Origin of the sequence: Serratia sp. YC16 (assembly GCF_009707615.1) — a bacterium.
GTDB classification, from domain to species: domain Bacteria; phylum Pseudomonadota; class Gammaproteobacteria; order Enterobacterales; family Enterobacteriaceae; genus Serratia; species Serratia surfactantfaciens.
Genome location: NZ_WLYN01000005.1, coordinates 42,430 through 60,650 on the forward strand (window position 1 = coordinate 42,430; position 18,221 = coordinate 60,650).

Sequence of the window (18,221 nt, forward strand, 5' to 3'; positions counted from 1 at the left end):
AAGATCTATTACACTGTCGGCATCATTTAGCTGCGCGGAAATTCTGCATGAAACTGACCATCGAGCGCCTGACCGCGCTGTCCCCGCAAGACCTTATCGACCTCGGTAAAATTTGGCCGCACCAGCAGCCGGAACAGTGGCAGAACTGGCTGAACGACGGCAAAGCGCTGTTCGCCGCCCGCTTTAACGAGCGCCTGCTGGGCGCGGTAAAAATCGTGCTGCAGGACGACCGCGCCGAGCTGCAGGATTTGCTGGTCCGTGAAGTGACGCGCCGCCGCGGCGTCGGTCTTTACCTGGTGCAGGATGCGCAGCGTCAGCTGCCGCAGGCAGCCCACTGGCAGCTGTCGACTGCCGGTCTGACGCCGCGCGAACGCGGCGAAGTCGATAACTTCATGCGCGCCTGCGGCTTCGCACCGCAGGGCGATCTCTGGCAAAAATGAAACGCCGGCTGGCGGCGCTGGTGCTGATTGCGCTGGGGTTGGCGGCCTGGTTCGCCGGGCGCCAGCAGGCGCTGCGCCTGCCCCCTGTCTGGGATCAGCAGGTTTATGTCTGGCAGCGGGTCTGGACGCCGCAACACGCCGATGCGCTGGCGCACAGCCGCGATCTGTTCACCGAGCTGCGAGTATTGGCATTGCAGGTGCATCCAGGCGAAGGTTGGCGAGAAATCCCGGCCGACCTTCGCTTGCTGCGGCAGGACGGCCGCCCGCTGTGGCTGGTGGCGCGCCTTGACGGCCAGCTGCCGCAGTTGGACCAGGCGGCCATTATCCAGCGTTTGCTGGCGCTGGCCCAGCGCTGGCAGACGGCCGGGCTGCACGTCACCGGCGTCGAGATCGATCATGACGCCGCCACCGCTCGCCTGCCCGACTATCAACGTTTTCTGCAGCAGCTGCGCCAACGGCTGCCCGCCTCTTTGCAACTCGGCATTACCGCCCTGCCGGCCTGGATCGGCTCACCCGACCTGCCCGGCATACTGCAACAGGCCGATAGCTCCGTCCTGCAGGTACACGCGGTGCTCTCACCACAGCAAGGGCTGTTTGACGGCCCGCTGGCGCTGCGCTGGGTACGGCAGTACGCCGCCGTCACACCGAAGCCGTTTCGCGTCGCGCTGCCGGCCTATGGCATGGCGCTGCTGGGTTTTGATGCGCAGGGCGCACAGGTGGAGAGCGAATCCTCGCTGCGCGTGGCGGGCAACGGCCGCGAGCTGACGGTCGCGCCGCGGCAGATCGCCGATTTTCTGCAAACGCTGACGCAGCAAATGCCGCCCCGGCTGCGCGGCATTATCTGGTTCCGCTTGCCGCTGGCGGACGATCGGCGCGCCTGGTCGCTCGCTACGCTACGAGCGGTGATCGAACGGCGGCCACTGAACGTCGACTGGCAGGTAAAATTTAGGCCTCAGCCACAGCAAAACGGGCTGTATGATCTGATAATTCATAACAACGGGCCGGTGGACGCCCCGCTGCCGCAAGAAGTGCTCATCCGCGCCGACGACTGTCTGGCGGCGGACGCGGTCGGTAACTACCGGTTGGAATCCGCACCGCAACGGCAGCGTTTTATCCGCATCAGCAGCGATCAGCTGCGCGCCGGGCAATCCCGGCCGCTGGGCTGGCTGCGCTGCCAACAACTGACGCCAGGAGGCACCCTTGTCACACCTTGATACGCGCGCGGCACGGAACACCCGCCGCCTTCTTCCGCTGGCCATGCTGATCGGCGCCGCGCTGACGCTGCCGCTGAACGGCTATGCCTGCGGCCCGGATTTCCCTAACCGGCTGCTGATCGACCGCAATGGCACCCTGCTGTATATGCCGGAGGGCAATTTCGCCTTCGAAGCCGGCCGGCTGGTGCCGGCGGACAGTCAGTTGCCGCACTGGCAGGCCCCGCCGCCGCCGATGCCGCCGAAACCGATGCCGCAGTCGCTGGAAACGGTGGCGATCGGCAAAATGCGCGCCGCCAATACGGTGGAAGAAGCCGACGCCGTCAATACACAGGGGTTATCCAACGCCGCGCGTCTTTATCAATTGGGGGCCGTCGCTTTCGCCAGCCACGATCCGCGCGCCACAGACTATTTCCAGCAGGTGTTGAAGCTGCCGGCCGCCGAGCAGGGCGATTGGGGACTGCGGGCGCAGTATTCGCTGGGGCGGGTATTGATGGATGACCACGGTACGCCGGTGAATGAATCTGGTGAAGCGGCTCCCGCCGCCGAGCATCCGCCCAAAGCCGAACTTGAACAGGCGCTGGCGGCATTCCAGCAGGTGATCGACCGGGTGAAAGGCGGCGCCGCCGATCCCGATCAGCTGGCGCTGAGCAGCCTTGGGCAGCAGGCGCGCATCCATCTGTGGCTGGGTGAGGTCACCCCCGCCGCCCACCTGTACGCACAGCAGGCGGCGCAGGGCGATCCGAGCGGCGGGCAGTCGTTGCAGTACGTCTCCAGCTTCCTGGTCAACCCCGATCATTTGGACACGCTGAAACAGGCGATCGGCGATCCCTTGATCCAGCAGTTGGTAACCATTGAGCTATTCGCCCGCAGCGGCAACCTGCAAATGGCAGATACCGACGGTAACAGCCGCTCCGCGCAGATCATCAGCCAGATCCTGGCGCTGCTGGATGGCTCCGTGAAAAGCGGCTTCGCCGGCAGCGATCGGCTGGCGGCATTGGCTTACCGCTCCGGCCAGTACCCGATGGCGGCAAGCCTGCTGAAAAACGCCGGTGACAGCGGCCTCGCATGGTGGCTGCGCGCGAAAATGGCGCTGCGCGACGGCGACGTGAAAGCCGCCACCGCAGCCTACGCCAAGGCGGCAAGCGCGTTCCCCGCCGACGAAAGCTGGGGCGAACAGCGCAACGCCGACTTTGTCGCGGAAACCATCGTGCCCGAATGCCGGGTGGCCGGCGAACAGGCCATTCTGGCGCTGAACCGCGGCGACTATCTGCAGGCGATGGACCTGCTGTATCGCGGCAAGGCACTCTATTGGGCCGACGTGGCCGATGTGGCGGAGCGGGTGCTGACCGTCGATGAGTTGAAAGGCTTTGTCGATAAGCACGTCCCGGCGCCGACGACGCCACTCAAGCCGGTTAACCCGGACGACTACGGCGGCCAGCAGATCACGCCGGAGGTGCAGCTGCGCGAATTGCTGGCGCGGCGGCTGATGCGCGTAGGAAGAGCCCCGGAGGCGCTGGCCTACTTCGATATACCCAACTACCGGCAGGCGGCGCAGCAGTACGCCGACGAGCTGAAGGCCACCAAGGACAAATCCGCCGCACCGCTGGCGCGTGCGCAGGCTTACTATCGCGCTGCCAACCTGCTGCGCGCCCAGGGGCTGGAATTTACCGGCTATGAGATGACGCCGGACTACGCCATCTATGGCGCCGGCTATTCCTATCTGGGGGATGCGTTCGATACTCGCGAGCTGAAGCATAAAAGCTGGATCGACAGCGCAGAAGCGGCGCGCGCCAAGGCGGCGTTGCCGCCGGAAGACAACCGTTTCCTGCACTATCGCTGGCAGGCGGTGGAGCTGGCGCAACAGGCGGCCGATCTGCTGCCGCCGAAGAGCCAGGCCTACGCCGCCGTGCTGTGTAACGCCGCCAGCTGGGTGATCAAGCGCGACGCCAAAACCGGCCGGGCGCTTTATCAGCGCTACATCAACACCGGCACCCGCTACCCGTGGGCGGCGAAATTCGGCTACGACTGCCCGGCGCCGGACTTCGCCACCGTAGCGCCATAACGCCGGATTTCAGGCATGAAAAAGCCCGGCTTGCCGGGCTTTTTTTCGAATATCGCGTCAACTCAGGCTTCGATCGCCATTTTCAGTTTCTTCATGGCGTTCTTTTCCAACTGGCGCACACGCTCGGCGGAAACGCCATACTGATCGGCCAGCTCCTGCAACGTCGACTTGTTGTCGTCGTCCAACCAACGGGCACGAATGATATGCTGGCTGCGTTCGTCCAGACCTTCCAGCGCATAGGCCAGTTTGTCTGCGGCGTTGCTTTCCCAGTTATCTTCCTCGATACCTTCGGCGAAGTCAGAACTCTTGTCCTGCAGGTACAGCACCGGCGCCATCGACTGGCCGTCGCGGGCCTCGTCGTCCGGAGTCGGATCGAAAGTCATGTCCTGCGCTGCCATGCGAGATTCCATCTCGCGCACGTCTTTGCTGGTTACGCCCAGCTCGCGGGCCACCAGTTCCACTTCGTCCTGGTTGAACCAGCCCAAACGCTGTTTGGTTTTGCGCAGGTTAAAGAACAGCTTGCGCTGCGCTTTGGTGGTCGCCACTTTTACGATGCGCCAGTTGCGCAATACGTACTCGTGGATTTCCGCCTTAATCCAATGCACCGCAAAGGAAACCAGACGCACGCCGACTTCAGGGTTGAAGCGGCGAACGGCTTTCATCAGGCCGATATTGCCTTCCTGAATCAGATCCGCCTGTGGCAGACCATAGCCTGAATAGTTGCGGGCAATATGAGCGACAAAGCGCAGGTGAGACAGGATGAGCTGCTTAGCGGCATCCAGATCGCCCTGATAATGCAGCCGTTCAGCCAGCTCCCGCTCTTCCTCTGCCGTCAGCATCGGATAGGCGTTGGCTGCCCGGATATAGGCTTCCAAGCTACCTTGGGGTACTAAGGCTAAAGTTTGCATTTCTTTGGTCATTCAAACCCTCTCTATGAGAATACAAAATCATGCAGGTGATTATTACAGCGGGGAAATGATTGATTCTACGGCAGTTGCTGAAGCAAAAGCGGTTCCACACGCCGGGCACCTTAACATTTGCTGCAATTTTTGACCGTACTCCGCCCTATAAGTTCACCCTTTTTTGCAAGCATTGTTGCTGACAATACGTGACGAGGGTACAGGCCGATAGGGAATTTGTGCGCTAAGAAGAGAGGATGGTGCTGACTTCGCTTGAGGTCACTCTTCTCCCGCAACGCGATCAAAAGCAGCAGGAGAAGAGTATACCAAAAAAATCTTACTGTGGTGTAAATCGGCGTAAATGTTGCACCGTCGCCAGCCAGGCGGCGATCCAACCGATCATCGCGGAGATGATCAGCAGCAGCAGCGCCTCATCCCAACCCAGCCCGTGCAGGGTGAAGGTGGTGCCGAACACTTTAGCTACGCCGGTGACCACCGACTCAAGCTGCCACACCAGCGCGCCGGACAGCACCAGCGACAGCAGCGCGCCGGCAAAGCCCAGCATCGCCCCGCCGTTGAGGAACGGCCGCAGAATAAAGCCGTCGGTGGCGCCGATCAGCTTCATCACGTTGATGGTGTCGCGACGGCTGAAGATGCTCAGACGCACGCTGTTGCCGATCACCAGGAACACCGCCACGATCATCAGCACGCCGATGATCGCCGCGATCTGGCCCGCCAGCCCAGTCAGCGCCGCCAGGCGGGCAAACCAGCTGTCATCCATACGCACTTCTTCCACGCCCTGCACCGCCGCTACGCGATCGCGCAGGGTGTTGAGGGTGTCCGAACTCTGGAAGCTCAGCTTCGGCGTGACGATCGCCACCGCCGGCAGCGGGTTCTCCTCCAGCATGTCCAGTGCGCCGCCAAAGCCCGACCAGTTGCGGAACTCGCCGCGCGCTTCTTCACGCGACAGGTAGTTCACTTTCTCCACCCCGGCTTCCGCCTTGATGGCGTCGAGCACTTTCAGCGCCGCGTCGTCATCGAGCGATTTATCCAGGTAGACCGTCAACTGCGGCGTCGGGTACCACTGGCTGGCTGCGGTGCTGACGTTTTTCCACACGATGTAGCACACGCTCGGCAGCGTCAGGGAAATGGCGATCACCATCACCGTCAGCAGCGTCGCCAACGGCTGACGCAGCATGTCTTTGATGGCGTTCATCCAGGCATAACGCCACTGTTCGCGCCAGCCGCCGCGCAGCGCCTTGCTCTTGGCGGTTTTTGCGTTATTGGCCATGGTGAACGCCCCCTTGCATGCGGCCCTGGCTCAGCGTCAGGATGCGGTAATTGCGGCGGGCGATAAGCCCGGTGTCGTGCGTCGCCATCAGGACGGTCACGCCGACGCGGTTGAATTCTTCAAACAGGCGCAGAATGCCTTCCGACAGCGCATCGTCCAGGTTACCGGTCGGTTCATCCGCCAGCAGCACCGCCGGTTTGTTCACCACCGCACGGGCGATGCCCACACGCTGCTGCTCACCGCCAGACAGCTGAATCGGGAAGTTCTTCGCTTTATCCAGCAGACCGACCTTATCCAGCGCGGCGGAGACGCGGCGACGGATGTCTTCGGTGCTGGCACCGGCGATGATCAGCGGCATCGCCACGTTGTCATACACCGTGCGATCCAGCAGCAGGTGGTGATCCTGGAAGATCATGCCGATCTGCCGGCGCAGGAACGGCACCTCGCGGTTTTTCAAACGGCTGATGTCGTGACCGCCAAACCAGATGTGGCCGGCGCTGGGCCGTTCGATACCGCAAATCAGTTTCAGCAGGGTACTTTTCCCCGCGCCGGAATGGCCGGTCAGAAACGCCATTTCCGCTGGGCGCAGATGGAAATCTACCCCCTGCAGCGCTTGCCGTCCGCCCAGATAAGCTTTACTGACCTGTTCAAAGCGAATCATCCGTATTAATCCTCTCGGGCAAAAAGTGCCTCAATAAAATCGTCAGCCTTAAACGGCCGCAAATCTTCGATGCCTTCCCCGACGCCGATATAGCGAATCGGGATACCGAACTGATCGGCGATGGCGAAGATCACCCCGCCCTTGGCGGTACCGTCCAGTTTAGTCAGCGTGATGCCGGTTAAGCCCACGGCTTCATTAAATAATTTCGCCTGACTGACCGCATTCTGGCCGGTACTGGCATCGAGCGTCAGCATAACCTCATGGGGGGCCTGGTCGTCCAGTTTTTTCATGACGCGGACGATCTTCTTCAGCTCTTCCATCAGATGCGATTTGTTCTGCAGACGGCCGGCGGTATCGGCGATCAAGACATCGATGCCACGCGCCTTGGCGGCCTGCACCGCATCGAAGATCACCGAAGCGGAATCCGCGCCGGTATGCTGCGCCACCACCGGAATGCGGTTGCGCTCGCCCCACACCTGCAGCTGCTCCACCGCCGCGGCGCGGAAGGTGTCCCCCGCTGCCAGCATCACCGACTTGCCTTCCGCCTGGAACTGACGCGCCAGTTTACCGATGGTGGTGGTTTTACCCACGCCATTCACGCCGACCATCAGGATGACATACGGGGTTTTCCCGCTGACATCCAGCGGCTGATCGACCTTGGCCAGAATTTCGGACATTTCCTCCTTCAGCTTGCCGTACAGCGCTTCGGCGTCTTTCAGCTGCTTGCGGCTGGCGTGCTGAGTCAGGGAGGTGATGATCTTGCGCGTGGTGTCCACGCCAACGTCGGCGATCAGCAACTGTTCTTCCAGCTCGTCGAACAGGTCGTCGTCGATCTTTTTGCCGCGGAACAGCCCCATAAAGCCGGAGCCGAGGTTCTGCTTGGTCTTCAGCAGGCTGCGCTTCAGGCGCGCGAAGAAGCCCTCTTTGGTCGGGCGCTCTTGCTCTTGCGCAGCGGCCGGCACGACGGGTTCCAGCGGCTCTTCTTCCGCTTCCGGCTCGGGCTCAACGACTGGCTCGGGTTCGATGACCGGTTCTGGCTCGATGACTGGTTCTGGCTCAACGACCGGCTCAGGCTCAGCGACCGGCTCAGGCTCAACGACCGGCTCAGGCTCAACGACCGGCTCAGGCTCAACGACCGGCTCAGGTTCAACGACCGGCTCAGGCTCAACGACCGGTTCGGGTTCAACGACCGGCTCGGGTTCAACGACTGGCTCTGGCTCGACAACCGGCTCGGATTCAACGACCGGCTCTGGCTCGACAACCGGCTCGGGTTCGGTGACAGGTTGCTGCTGCGCCGCCACCTGTTCAGTTACGCTGACGATCTCTTCGGCCAGCGCTTGCGCCGCCGGATGTTCGGCCGCCGCAGGCAGATTTTCTGCGATTTGCTCGCCGGCCTGACCGTTATCCCACTCTCCCGGGGTGTCGACGGAGGCGGCAGGTTCAGATTCCTGGGCGGGGAGCTTGTCGTCCAGCTTAGCGGCGACCGGTTCAGCCGGCGTCTCCGCGGCCTGAGGTTCCGCCTGCTCTACCGACGGCTCAGGTTGCTGTTGCTCTTCTTCCTTCTCCTTCTGGCCAAAGCCCAGCCAGGAGAAAAACCCACGTTTCTTATCTTTTGCCATGTTATGACTCTACTCCGTACCGAAGGCTCGCTTACCCTACATACCTGAAGGATATATGCTGACAATAATCCGCCGAGTCTATCACTTTCCCTCGCGCAGCAACACGCATCCGGCATGCTTTCCGGCGTGAAATCAGACAACAACGTTTTACCGTTCCCCCCGACGTCCGTCACCGGTAGAATAGGGACAACTTTTCGTTAACCTCGGCGGCCCCGCGCCGCAAAAGAAACCAAACAACGCTTATGACAAGACTCTCGCCACGGGCGGCGGCCAAAAAACCGCCCCAGGCCGCAGCCGGACAGATCCGCATCATCGGCGGCCAATGGCGCGGTCGCAAGCTTCCGGTGCCGAACAGCCCGGGGCTGCGCCCCACCACCGATCGGGTGCGCGAAACCCTGTTCAACTGGCTGGCGCCGGTGATTCAGGGCGCACGCTGCCTCGACTGTTTCGCCGGCAGCGGCGCATTGGGGCTGGAGGCGCTATCGCGCTATGCCGGCAGCGCCACGCTGCTGGAATTCGAACGGCCGGTGGCGCAGCAACTGGAAAAAAATCTGGCACTGCTGCAGGGCAAAGGGGTGGTTATCAACACCAACGCGCTGAGCTGGCTGGCGGGCGATGGCCAACCGTTCGACGTGGTGTTCCTCGATCCGCCGTTTCGCAAAGGCCTGCTGGCGGAAACCGCCCTGTTGCTGGAGCAACGTGGCTGGCTGGCCGACGAGGCCTGGATCTATGTAGAAGCCGAGGCGGAAAGCGCCGCGGCGGACGTGCCTGCCAGCTGGCAGCTGCACCGGGAGAAGGTCGCCGGCCAGGTGGCCTATCGCCTTTATATTCGTTCGCAAGAGAAAACCGACCATGCTGATTAATCTGGGCCGCCTGCTGATGCTGTGCGTGTGGGGCTTCCTGCTCTCTAACCTGTTCCATCCATTTCCCAAGCCGCTGAAGTATTTCATCGACGTGGCGCTGTTCTTTATGGTGGTGATGCACGGCCTGCAACTGGTGCTGTTGAAATCCACCCAGCCGAAGGATCAGCCGATCAGCTACTGGCAAGAGGCCAAGATCTTTATCTTTGGCGTGTTCGAGCTGCTGGCCTGGCAAAAGAAACAGCCGCCCATCAAGAAGAAGTGACCGCTACGGCTGAGCGGTGAACGAGACGAAGCGCGTGCCCTGCATGTTCAACGTGCCCTGCGCGCCCTTTTCTATCGGGTTGTACTGCCATTGCTTCAGCCGCAGCTGGATGTCTTCACCTCCCTGTACCGGGCTGAACACCACCTCGTAATTCATCGGTTCATTGACCAACGGCTCGCGCTGCGGCGCGCGGGTCTTGGTGACCGGCACCGCGCGTTTGTCGCTCACCGTCACCTGCAGACTGCGCATCGGCGCGCGATCGTTTTCCGCCTCCTGCTGCCGCTGCTTGAAGTAGCGTTGCGTGGCCAGCACGGCGATCAACGCAATCACGGCGACAAAAAATAACGGTGGCTTACTCATCGGTTTCCCATTTCCTTCGCGGCTAAATCAGCGTAAACATAGCATTCTCAAGAAAGCATTGTCGATCGCCGACAGGCTACCTACACTGAAATGAAGAAGTGACATTGGTGACAGTTTGGAGCCGGTTGTTGCGGCTCCCTCATACATAAGGAAGACATTAATGAGTTGGCCGTTCCTTGCCGTATTCTTTTCCGGTTGGCTGTTCGTCGACGCCTCTTACCGTGGGCCGCGCTGGCAGCGCTGGGTGTTCAAACCCGTCACGCTGCTGTTGCTGTTGCTGTTGGCCTGGCAGGCGCCGGTGCTCAGCGCTGCGGGCTATCTGATCGTACTCGGCCTGCTGGCGACGCTGATCGGCGACGCATTGCTCCTGTTGCCGCGCGAACGGGTGCTGTACGCCATCGGCGCCTTTTTCCTGTCCCACCTGCTGTATACCCTGAGTTTCGCCAGCCAGATGACGTTCAGCCTGTTTTGGCCGCTGCCGCTGGCGCTGCTGGCGATCGGCGCACTGCTGCTGGCCACCGTCTGGACCCGGCTGGAAGAGATGCGCTGGCCAATCGTCACCTACGTGGCGATGACGCTGCTGATGGTCTGGCTGGCAGGTGAGCAATACTTCCTGCGCAGCACCGATTTCGGTTTTTCGCTGCTGACCGGCACCTCGCTGCTGCTGCTGGCCAACGTAGTTTGGCTGATCAACCGCTACCGCTTTACCTTCCGCGCGGCGGACGCCATCGTGGCCTTCTGCTACTTCTCCGGCCACTTCCTGATCGTGCGCTCGCTCTACCTGTAAATACCTGCCGCGGGTTCGGCGCGCCGAACCCGTTTCTTCATATTACGCCAGCGCTTTCAACGTCAGGGCATCATCAGCGCCCAGCTGGTTGCGATACAGATCGCTGTCGCGCGAGAAGAACGCCAGCGTGCTGCCATCCTCCCTCAGCAACGCGATGCCGTCCGGCGCCGGGCGCCAGCCCGCCACTTCGGTCGCAAACACGCTTTGCAGACAACGTTGCCGATCCACCAGCTGATAGCCGTTGGTCTCACTTTGCTCACTGGCCAGAAACTCGATTTGGCATTGCCGTTCACTGTCGGCAACCTGCCATTGCCCCGCCAGCGACTGCGCGGTCGGCAGCGCCAAACTGCCGGCCATTACCGCACTCGTCACCATCATGCCTCCCGCTGCCAGAGCGGTGCGCGTTAGATTACCTTTCATACCGGGCTCCCGCATGACGCCCGGCCGAGACAGCGCCGGGCGTTTCGTTGCTGTGTTACACGATAAAGTCGGTGGCAACGTCTACCTGGCCGACAATTTTCACCAGGAAGTCCGGCGCCTGATGGCCGCCGATGTTCACCGCCAGATCGGTCACGTTGTTGGACGCGTTGTAGCTGAGCAGCGCCTCACCGGCTGCGCCGCTGAAGTGATCGACGAAGTGGATGAAATCACTGCTATTCGCTTCTTTGTTGAAGAACGACAGGTCAATTTTGTCGATCCCTTTCTGGAAGTCGCGGATCCAGTCGGAAGCGCCCGGTGCGGACTCGCTGGCGGCAGTGTAGACGAAGGTATCCTGACCGGAACCGCCCCACAGCTCATCCGCCCCGCCGCCGCCGAACAGCACGTCATTGCCCGCGCCGCCTTTCAGCACGTTGTTGGCCGCGTTGCCGACGATCACGTCGTTACCGGAACCGCCAATGGCGTTTTCGATGGTTACACCGGCGGCGATCGACACGTTGCCCTTCAAACCGCCCACGTCGGAGAACGATTTCTCATTCAGGTTAATACGCTGGTTAGCGGTGTAACCGGAGAAGTCGAAGGTATCGTTGCCGCCCGCATCCCAGACCGCAAAGATCAGTTTCTGCGAGTTGCTGGTGGTGCTGAGGAAGTCACGACCGGTGTTGGAGTTGAAGCCATACACGGTGTCACCGGTGCGGGTAGACAGGTTAGCGCCATACAGGTGTTGAATGGCGGCAATGTCGTCCAGCAGCGGAGCGGCGGCGTAGTGACCGCCGTTATCGCCGCCGGTGTTGGTTTCACTCCAGTAGCTCATCAGGCTGAACTGACGGGTGTCTTCCGCATAGCTGGCGTCACGGTAGGTCGGGTTGCCTTCACCGGCGTTGTAATCGCCCGGATGGCTCAGACCCAGCGCATGGCCAATCTCATGGGTGAACGTCTGGCGGCCGTAGTCTTCGGTCGCCGGATGCTTCACGTTGGACTGGTTGACGTTGTACCAGGTCTGGCCGCCCAGATCCTGGCCCTGCCAAATGGTGTTCGGCAGGAAGGCGTAGGCCTGGGTGCCGTAATCATAGTGGCCAGGGCGATCCTGGCTGTAGTTGCCGAAGGTGATGTTGGCCTTTTGCCCGGCCGCCACTTCGGTGAAGGTGATATTGGCGACGTCGGCCCAGGACTGCAGCGACAGCTTAGCCTGCTGCTGCTGTTCCGCGCTGAACTTGCTCAGCCCGGTGTCACCGGCGACGTTGGTGGCAGAGAACTTATAGTCCGGGAAGGAGAAGGTTAATTTGGCCGGTTGGCCAAATACCTTGTAACCGTTCCAGGTTTGGTTCTCACGGGTAATAAACAGCCCAGCTTGCTCGTTAGAAAATGAATCCTTGCCATTAATCTGAATCCCGTTGCCACGCTCATGATAATGCAGCAGGTCGGCTACAGCATCGTAGCCGGTTTTGGCGGCCGCGAAGTTGGACTCAGTAATTTCAATTGCCTTTTTAGTAGATTGCATTGGTTCGATTCCACTCATTACCTGATTGATATCAATCAGACAGATAGACATAACCTCCCCGTAAGCCACGGTTAATGAACCTTAAGCTTGCTGGAAGGGGCTTATGCGCCGTTGCCGGCAGTGTGTTAGGTAGAATTAATGCATATATATCAGCAAATAAGATCACCACTAAAAATGGTAATCGATTCCAATTATAGGCAGGGCCGCAAAACTGAACATAAAATAATCAACCATTTATTGACTCAACGAAAGATTGTTATGCTACTTTATCGCTATCTTTACAAAACAAATGAAACTCAACACCGATAAGTTGGCACCAAACTTCAATAGAAATGCGGCCTGCAGACACAAGCGAATAATGCTGGCTGCCCCATCACAAAAAGGTAAATTTTGCTAAAGCGTCATAGATTAATAACTCTTTATTATTAGGTCGGGCGACTTTTTAGTTTCTATAGGAATATTATTTTCTTATTTAAACTAACGGCGGCGAGCCTCTTTATCGAAATAGGTAATAAGGAAAGCCAATAGATTGAAATTCGCATTATTCATTATTGAATGAATATTCCTGCATGCGCCTGAGCGCCGTTAGCAATAATTCTCATCCATCGCTTGACTCTGGAGTGGACTCCAGGGTGTAGAGTCGGACAAGCAAACCCGGTTAACAGCCCGAAGGGGGACGTTATGCTCAATCAGCAAAATCATAATCATCAGGAACATCACCACGCCGAAGGCGGGTGCGGCTGCAACCACAGCCACAGCAAAACGCAGCACGGCTGCAGCAGCGAGCCGAAAAACGCCGCCGCACAGACCGAACACGCTCACCACCATCACGATCATGGCGATAGCGGCTGCTGCACCGCCGCGCCCGACGATCCGGACGAGGAAAGCGACAGGCTGGCCGCCGCTCCCCCTTCCGGCAGCCAACGTTTCAGCTGGAAAGTCACCGGTATGGACTGCCCCAGCTGCGCCAAGAAAATTGAGAATGCCGTGACCGCCATCCCTGGCGTCGACAGCGCGCGGGTGCTGTTCGCCACCGAGAAATTGGTGGTAGACGCGCAGTCCGACATCAGCCTGCGGATCCAGGACGCGGTCGCCCAGGCCGGCTTTACCCTGCTCGGCGCGCAGACCGCCAAAGGCGCCGCGGAAAAAACCTCGCGCTTCGGCGAATTCGCGCCGCTGCTGCTGTTGACCACCTTTATGGTCGTCAGTTGGGTGCTGGATCGGGTTAACCCGGAGCTGGGCCGCATCGCCTTTATCGCCACCACGCTGGTCGGGTTGGCGCCGGTTGCCGCCAAGGCAGTGCGCCTGATCCGTTCCGGCACGCCGTTCGCCATCGAAACGCTGATGAGCGTGGCGGCCATCGGCGCGCTGTTCATCGGCGCCACCGCCGAGGCGGCGATGGTGCTGCTGCTGTTTATGGTTGGTGAACTGCTGGAATCCTACGCCGCCAACCGCGCGCGGCGCGGGGTGACGGCGCTAATGGAGCTGGTGCCGGAAGATGCGCTGCTGCTGCAAGGCACCGAACGTAAACGCGTGCCGGTCGCCAGCCTGCGGCCTGGTGATGTGATTGAAATCGCCCCCGGCGCACGCCTGCCGGCCGACGCCGAGCTGCTCAATCCGTTCGCCAGCTTCGACGAAAGTGCCCTGACCGGCGAATCGGTGCCGGTCGAACGCCAACAGGGTGAGAAAGTGGCCGCCGGCAGCCTGTCCGTCGATCAGGCGGCGCAGATGAAGGTGATCTCCGAGCCCGGCAAAAATGCCATCGACCGTATTCTGCAGTTGATTGAAGAGGCCGAAGAGCGCCGTGCGCCGATCGAACGCTTCCTCGATCGGTTCAGCCGTTATTACACCCCGGCCATTATGCTGCTGGCGGTCGCGGTGATCCTGTTGCCGCCGCTGCTGTTCTCGCAGCCGTGGGATACCTGGATCTATCGCGGCCTGACGCTGCTGTTGATCGGCTGTCCATGCGCGCTGGTGATCTCGACCCCGGCGGCCATTACCTCCGGACTGGCGGCCGCCACGCGGCGCGGCGCGCTGATTAAAGGCGGCGCAGCGCTGGAACAGCTGGGGCAGGTGCAAACTATCGCCTTCGATAAAACCGGTACCCTGACCGAGGGCAAGCCGACGGTCACCGACGTGCTGCCGATCGGCGCCCTCAGCGAACAACGGCTGTTGCAGCTTGCCGCCGCGGTGGAAGCCGGCTCGCATCACCCGCTGGCGCAGGCGATCATCAACCGCACCGCCGAGAGCGGAGCTGAGCTGCCGCTGGCGCAGGCGCGCCGCGCCCTGGCCGGCATCGGTGTGGAAGGCATCGTGGACGGCAAGACCGTGCTGATCAGCGCGCCGAGCAAGCTGGTGCCAGGCCTGCTCGACGCCCAATGGCAGAGCCAGGTGGACAAGCTGGAAAACGCCGGTAAAACGGCGGTGGTGGTGCTGGAAGACGGCGCGCCTATCGGTTTGCTGGCGCTGCGCGATACGCTGCGCGGCGACGCCAAACAGGCGATCGCCGAACTGAACGCGCTGGGTATTCGCGGCGTGATGCTGACCGGTGACAATCCGCGCGCCGCCGCGGCGATCGCCGGCGAACTGGGCCTCGACTATCGCGCCGGTCTGCTGCCGGAAGATAAGGTCAAAGCGGTCACCGAGCTGAGCGAACTACGCCCGACGGCGATGATCGGCGACGGCATCAACGACGCCCCGGCGATGAAAGCCTCCAGCATCGGCATCGCCATGGGCAGCGGCACCGACGTGGCGCTGGAAACCGCCGACGCCGCCCTGACCCACAACCGGCTGCTGGGCGTTGCGGAGATGATTCGTATCTCGCGCGCCACCCACGCCAACATCCGGCAAAACATCACCATCGCGCTGGGGTTGAAAGGGGTCTTCCTGATCACCAGCCTGTTGGGATTGACCGGGCTGTGGCTGGCAGTGCTGGCGGACTCCGGCGCCACCGCGCTGGTCACCGCCAACGCGCTGCGGCTATTGAGAAAGCGCCAATAACCTGGTGCCATACCGGGTTCCTCAATGGGAGCCCGGTATGATGAACTACAGCGCCGATACTACGGATATTGTCGGCGCGCATGTAAAACCCTCAACACCCGGATGTGAGTTTCCAGCACTTGATAAACCAAGAGATAATTGGGATGTAGAGGGATTTCATGCGTGCCATCCACTCTGCCACGCCGGAAAAGTCGAGGATGTCTGGCGGCGGGAATGACCGCCTCCATGATGAGAAGCTTCATTTTTCTGGCCGCCAAGGGATTATCATTGGCGATGAATCCCACAATCTCCGCCAGATCCCGACGAGCGGATCGAGTCCATTCGATGTTGAGCATTATGACTGCTTAGCTTTCATCCTGGCTTCTGCAGCAGCGATAACCGCATCCATTTCAGCCATCACCTCGTCATGAGGAATACCGGGCAGCGGCTCATCCATGGCTTCCTGAACGCTCTCAAGAAACCAGCGCTCATAGCCCTGTGTACGTTCCTCACTTTCCATCTTGGCAACCGTTGGCAGTAGTAAAATACTCATCGTTTGTCCCCTTCGAACGTTCCCCGATCGCAGGGAGCTTATCTTACAAGGCGATTAAAAACTATACACCTTTACGTAACAGATAACGGTATGGCACCTGTTCGGTCTCCTGCGCCACCAGCGTGTGTTCCATAAAGCGGCAGAACCCCGGGATATCGCGGGTGGTGGCCGGATCGTCGGCAATAATCAGCAGCGTTTCGCCGTTGTCCATATGGCGCACGGTTTTACGCACCATCATCACCGGTTCCGGACAGCGCAGCCCCAGCGCGTCGAGCGTCTGGTCCGCCTGGGCAAATAAGTCAGTCATGCAATTTTTCTCGTTCAAAAACGATCGGCGAACGCTCGCCGCATCTCATTAGCGCCTAGTTTACGCCGGTAGTTTTTCTGCGCAAGATGCGTTAACGTTTGCGTTAAATTTAACCATTGCATTGGTTGCGCAAACGCGTATCATGCCGCCGCGCAGCGTTTTTTGCTGTTTTAACAAGACACACTGGGTTCCCTCACCCCACTGCTAAAAAGGCTACAACATGTATTCGTTTACCGCACAGCAGCGCTTCACGGCGTTGGTCTGGCTTTCGCTGTTTCATATCGCCATCATTACCTCCAGCAACTACCTGGTGCAGCTGCCGATCACCGTTTTCGGCTTTCATACCACCTGGGGCGCTTTTACCTTCCCATTCATCTTCCTGGCGACCGATCTGACCGTGCGCATCTTCGGCGCGCCATTGGCGCGGCGCATTATCCTGGCGGTGATGGTGCCGGCACTGTTCATCTCCTACGTGATCTCCACCGTCACCTATCAGGGAGAGTGGCAAGGGTTTGCCGCACTGAGCAGCTTTAACCTGTTCGTGGCGCGCATCGCCGTGGCCAGCTTTATGGCCTATGTGCTCGGCCAGATCCTCGACGTGCACGTCTTCAACCGCCTGCGTCAGCGCAGTGCCTGGTGGGTGGCGCCGGCGGCGGCGATGTTCTTCGGCAACATCAGCGATACGCTGGCGTTCTTCTTCATCGCCTTCTACAAGAGCAGCGATCCCTTCATGGCCAACAACTGGGTGGAGATCGCGCTGGTGGATTACAGCTTCAAAGTCATGATCTGCCTGCTGTTCTTCCTGCCGATGTACGGCGTGCTGCTGAACATGCTGCTCAAACGCATCGCGGCGCGCAGCGGCGACCTGCAGCCAGGCTGAACCGTGCTATGCTGGGCGGCCCTATCCTCTGGAGGCCGCCGATGACTCCGCTCACCCGCACCGCCACGCTCGAAGAAATCCACCGTCTGTATCAACGCATCCCCGAATTCGGCGGCCTGCATAGCCTGGCCGATCTGCAACAGCGCATCGGCGCCGCCCCCGCCAGCCTGCTGATCGCCGAGATCGACGGCCAACCGGCCGGCTTCAAACTCGGTTATCAACGGCAGGAGACGGTGTTTTACAGCTGGCTGGGCGGCGTGCTGCCGGCGTTTCGTCGCCATGGCGTCGCGCAGGCGCTGCTGGCCGAACAAGAACGCTGGGCTCGGGCGCAGGGCTATCGCCAACTGACGGTCAAAACCCGTAATCGATTTCGCGCCATGCTGACGATGCTGCTCGCTCACCACTATCAGATTGTTCAGCTGGAAAAGAAAGGCGAAGTGGCTGATTATCGGCTATTACTGGAAAAAAACTTGTGACAACATCTGCCTTGCATTTCAACCTGGAATAGGTTGCGATACGACAGTAAATCCCTACCGGAAAGGAAGAAGGAAGCCCGATGCATAAAGTAGCGAAATTGATAGGTATCAGCCTGCTGGTGCTTGGCCTCGCGGCCTGCGACGGCAACACCAAAGACAGCGCGACGGCCAGCACCCAGGCCGGACAGCAGGTCAGCCTGCTGGGCGGCAACCTAGAGTTCACCCTGCCGGCGGGCATGGCGGATCAAACCAGCAAGTTGGAAAAACCGGCCAACAACATGCACGCATATGCTGACAGCACCAGCCAGCGCGCAGTGATTGTGATCCTCGGCGACAAGACCGCCGACAGTCTGGAAACCCTGGCCCAACGGTTGGAAAACAACCAACGCGCGAACGACGCCAATCTGCAGCTGATTACCAACAAGGCTATCGACGTAGACGGCGTGCCGCTGCGTCAGCTGGACAGCATCGTCACCAACAGTGGCAAGAAAGCTTACTCTTCCATTCTGGTTGGCGCACTGAACAACAACTTGCTGACCATTCAGATTTCGCTGCCAGCGGACAATCAGCAGCAGGCGCAGACCGAAGCCGAAGGTATCATCTCCACCCTGAAGCTGAAGCAGTGATCC

The 18,221-nt window shown here is 60.3% G+C and carries 20 protein-coding genes; 10 read left to right on the forward strand and 10 right to left on the reverse strand.

Translation table 11 applies throughout. The features are described from left to right. The first annotated feature begins 47 nt into the window (after positions 1-47). From panM to GKN89_RS16115, 3 genes are read left to right on the forward strand one after another with little or no spacing between them, the layout of a single operon-like run. On the forward strand, positions 48-440 hold the full coding sequence (gene panM, locus GKN89_RS16105) for an aspartate 1-decarboxylase autocleavage activator PanM (protein ID WP_019455310.1): 393 nt from the start codon (positions 48-50) through the stop codon (positions 438-440). Continuing rightward, a complete protein-coding gene (locus tag GKN89_RS16110) occupies positions 437-1,654 on the forward strand; it encodes a DUF3142 domain-containing protein (RefSeq protein WP_154747356.1) in 1,218 nt (405 codons plus the stop codon). Before panM ends, GKN89_RS16110 begins: the two co-directional genes overlap by 4 nt. A gap of 43 nt (positions 1,655-1,697) precedes the next feature. Beyond that, positions 1,698-3,716, forward strand: a complete 2,019-nt coding sequence (locus GKN89_RS16115) for a hypothetical protein (RefSeq protein ID WP_154747421.1) — start codon at positions 1,698-1,700, stop codon at positions 3,714-3,716. A gap of 62 nt (positions 3,717-3,778) precedes the next feature. On the opposite strand, the gene rpoH is transcribed toward GKN89_RS16115, so the two are convergent. From rpoH to ftsY, 4 genes are all read right to left on the reverse strand, one after another. After that, positions 3,779-4,636: an RNA polymerase sigma factor RpoH gene (gene rpoH / locus GKN89_RS16120; protein WP_004934345.1), complete on the reverse strand. Its 858-nt coding sequence runs from the start codon at positions 4,634-4,636 to the stop codon at positions 3,779-3,781. Between the two features lie 316 nt (positions 4,637-4,952). Beyond that, complete coding sequence (ftsX, locus tag GKN89_RS16125; protein ID WP_019455313.1) at positions 4,953-5,906, reverse strand: permease-like cell division protein FtsX; 954 nt, start codon at positions 5,904-5,906, stop codon at positions 4,953-4,955. Further along, positions 5,896-6,567, reverse strand: a complete 672-nt coding sequence (gene ftsE / locus GKN89_RS16130) for a cell division ATP-binding protein FtsE (RefSeq protein WP_154747357.1) — start codon at positions 6,565-6,567, stop codon at positions 5,896-5,898. Before ftsE ends, ftsX begins: the two co-directional genes overlap by 11 nt. Before the next feature lie 5 nt (positions 6,568-6,572). Continuing rightward, entirely contained in the window at positions 6,573-8,186 is a 1,614-nt protein-coding gene (ftsY, locus tag GKN89_RS16135; protein ID WP_154747358.1) for a signal recognition particle-docking protein FtsY, read from the reverse strand. A 242-nt stretch (positions 8,187-8,428) separates the two neighbouring features. Here ftsY and rsmD point away from each other — a divergent pair, with 242 nt between their 5' ends. Both rsmD and GKN89_RS16145 read left to right on the forward strand, forming a co-directional pair. Continuing rightward, positions 8,429-9,049, forward strand: a complete 621-nt coding sequence (gene rsmD, locus GKN89_RS16140) for a 16S rRNA (guanine(966)-N(2))-methyltransferase (RefSeq protein WP_049186124.1) — start codon at positions 8,429-8,431, stop codon at positions 9,047-9,049. Next, positions 9,039-9,311: a DUF1145 family protein gene (locus GKN89_RS16145; RefSeq protein ID WP_004934327.1), complete on the forward strand. Its 273-nt coding sequence runs from the start codon at positions 9,039-9,041 to the stop codon at positions 9,309-9,311. The genes rsmD and GKN89_RS16145 overlap by 11 nt, the downstream gene beginning before the upstream one ends. A 3-nt stretch (positions 9,312-9,314) precedes the next feature. Here the strand turns inward: GKN89_RS16145 and GKN89_RS16150 are convergent, their stop codons facing one another. After that, positions 9,315-9,671, reverse strand: coding sequence for a DUF2500 domain-containing protein (locus GKN89_RS16150; RefSeq protein WP_015376283.1), 357 nt, complete (start codon positions 9,669-9,671; stop codon positions 9,315-9,317). A 160-nt stretch (positions 9,672-9,831) separates the two neighbouring features. On the opposite strand from GKN89_RS16150, the gene GKN89_RS16155 reads away from it, so the two are divergent. Beyond that, the gene (locus GKN89_RS16155) at positions 9,832-10,458 is read left to right on the forward strand and encodes a lysoplasmalogenase (RefSeq protein ID WP_019452518.1); all 627 of its coding nucleotides are present in this window, start codon (positions 9,832-9,834) and stop codon (positions 10,456-10,458) included. A 42-nt stretch (positions 10,459-10,500) separates the two neighbouring features. Here GKN89_RS16155 and GKN89_RS16160 read toward each other — a convergent pair whose 3' ends face one another. Further along, positions 10,501-10,878: an AprI/Inh family metalloprotease inhibitor gene (locus tag GKN89_RS16160; RefSeq protein WP_154747359.1), complete on the reverse strand. Its 378-nt coding sequence runs from the start codon at positions 10,876-10,878 to the stop codon at positions 10,501-10,503. A 55-nt stretch (positions 10,879-10,933) separates the two neighbouring features. After that, complete coding sequence (locus tag GKN89_RS16165; RefSeq protein WP_019452520.1) at positions 10,934-12,397, reverse strand: serralysin family metalloprotease; 1,464 nt, start codon at positions 12,395-12,397, stop codon at positions 10,934-10,936. Positions 12,398-13,078: 681 nt separating this feature from the next. Between GKN89_RS16165 and GKN89_RS16170 the strand changes: the two genes are divergently transcribed. Continuing rightward, complete coding sequence (locus GKN89_RS16170; protein ID WP_154747360.1) at positions 13,079-15,397, forward strand: zinc/cadmium/mercury/lead-transporting ATPase; 2,319 nt, start codon at positions 13,079-13,081, stop codon at positions 15,395-15,397. A 59-nt stretch (positions 15,398-15,456) separates the two neighbouring features. Here the strand turns inward: GKN89_RS16170 and GKN89_RS16175 are convergent, their stop codons facing one another. From GKN89_RS16175 to tusA, 3 genes are all read right to left on the reverse strand, one after another. Beyond that, the gene (locus GKN89_RS16175) at positions 15,457-15,732 is read right to left on the reverse strand and encodes a type II toxin-antitoxin system mRNA interferase toxin, RelE/StbE family (protein WP_019452522.1); all 276 of its coding nucleotides are present in this window, start codon (positions 15,730-15,732) and stop codon (positions 15,457-15,459) included. Continuing rightward, positions 15,732-15,929, reverse strand: coding sequence for a hypothetical protein (locus GKN89_RS16180; RefSeq protein WP_019452523.1), 198 nt, complete (start codon positions 15,927-15,929; stop codon positions 15,732-15,734). Before GKN89_RS16180 ends, GKN89_RS16175 begins: the two co-directional genes overlap by 1 nt. Positions 15,930-15,990: 61 nt before the next feature. Next, entirely contained in the window at positions 15,991-16,236 is a 246-nt protein-coding gene (gene tusA, locus GKN89_RS16185; RefSeq protein WP_004934314.1) for a sulfurtransferase TusA, read from the reverse strand. Between the two features lie 220 nt (positions 16,237-16,456). Between tusA and GKN89_RS16190 the strand changes: the two genes are divergently transcribed. From GKN89_RS16190 to GKN89_RS16200, 3 genes are all read left to right on the forward strand, one after another. Then, positions 16,457-17,116: a 7-cyano-7-deazaguanine/7-aminomethyl-7-deazaguanine transporter gene (locus GKN89_RS16190; RefSeq protein ID WP_063918197.1), complete on the forward strand. Its 660-nt coding sequence runs from the start codon at positions 16,457-16,459 to the stop codon at positions 17,114-17,116. A 41-nt stretch (positions 17,117-17,157) separates the two neighbouring features. Beyond that, a complete protein-coding gene (locus GKN89_RS16195) occupies positions 17,158-17,592 on the forward strand; it encodes a GNAT family N-acetyltransferase (RefSeq protein WP_019452526.1) in 435 nt (144 codons plus the stop codon). A gap of 80 nt (positions 17,593-17,672) precedes the next feature. Then, positions 17,673-18,218: a DcrB family lipoprotein gene (locus tag GKN89_RS16200; RefSeq protein WP_063918198.1), complete on the forward strand. Its 546-nt coding sequence runs from the start codon at positions 17,673-17,675 to the stop codon at positions 18,216-18,218. Positions 18,219-18,221: the final 3 nt, after the last annotated feature.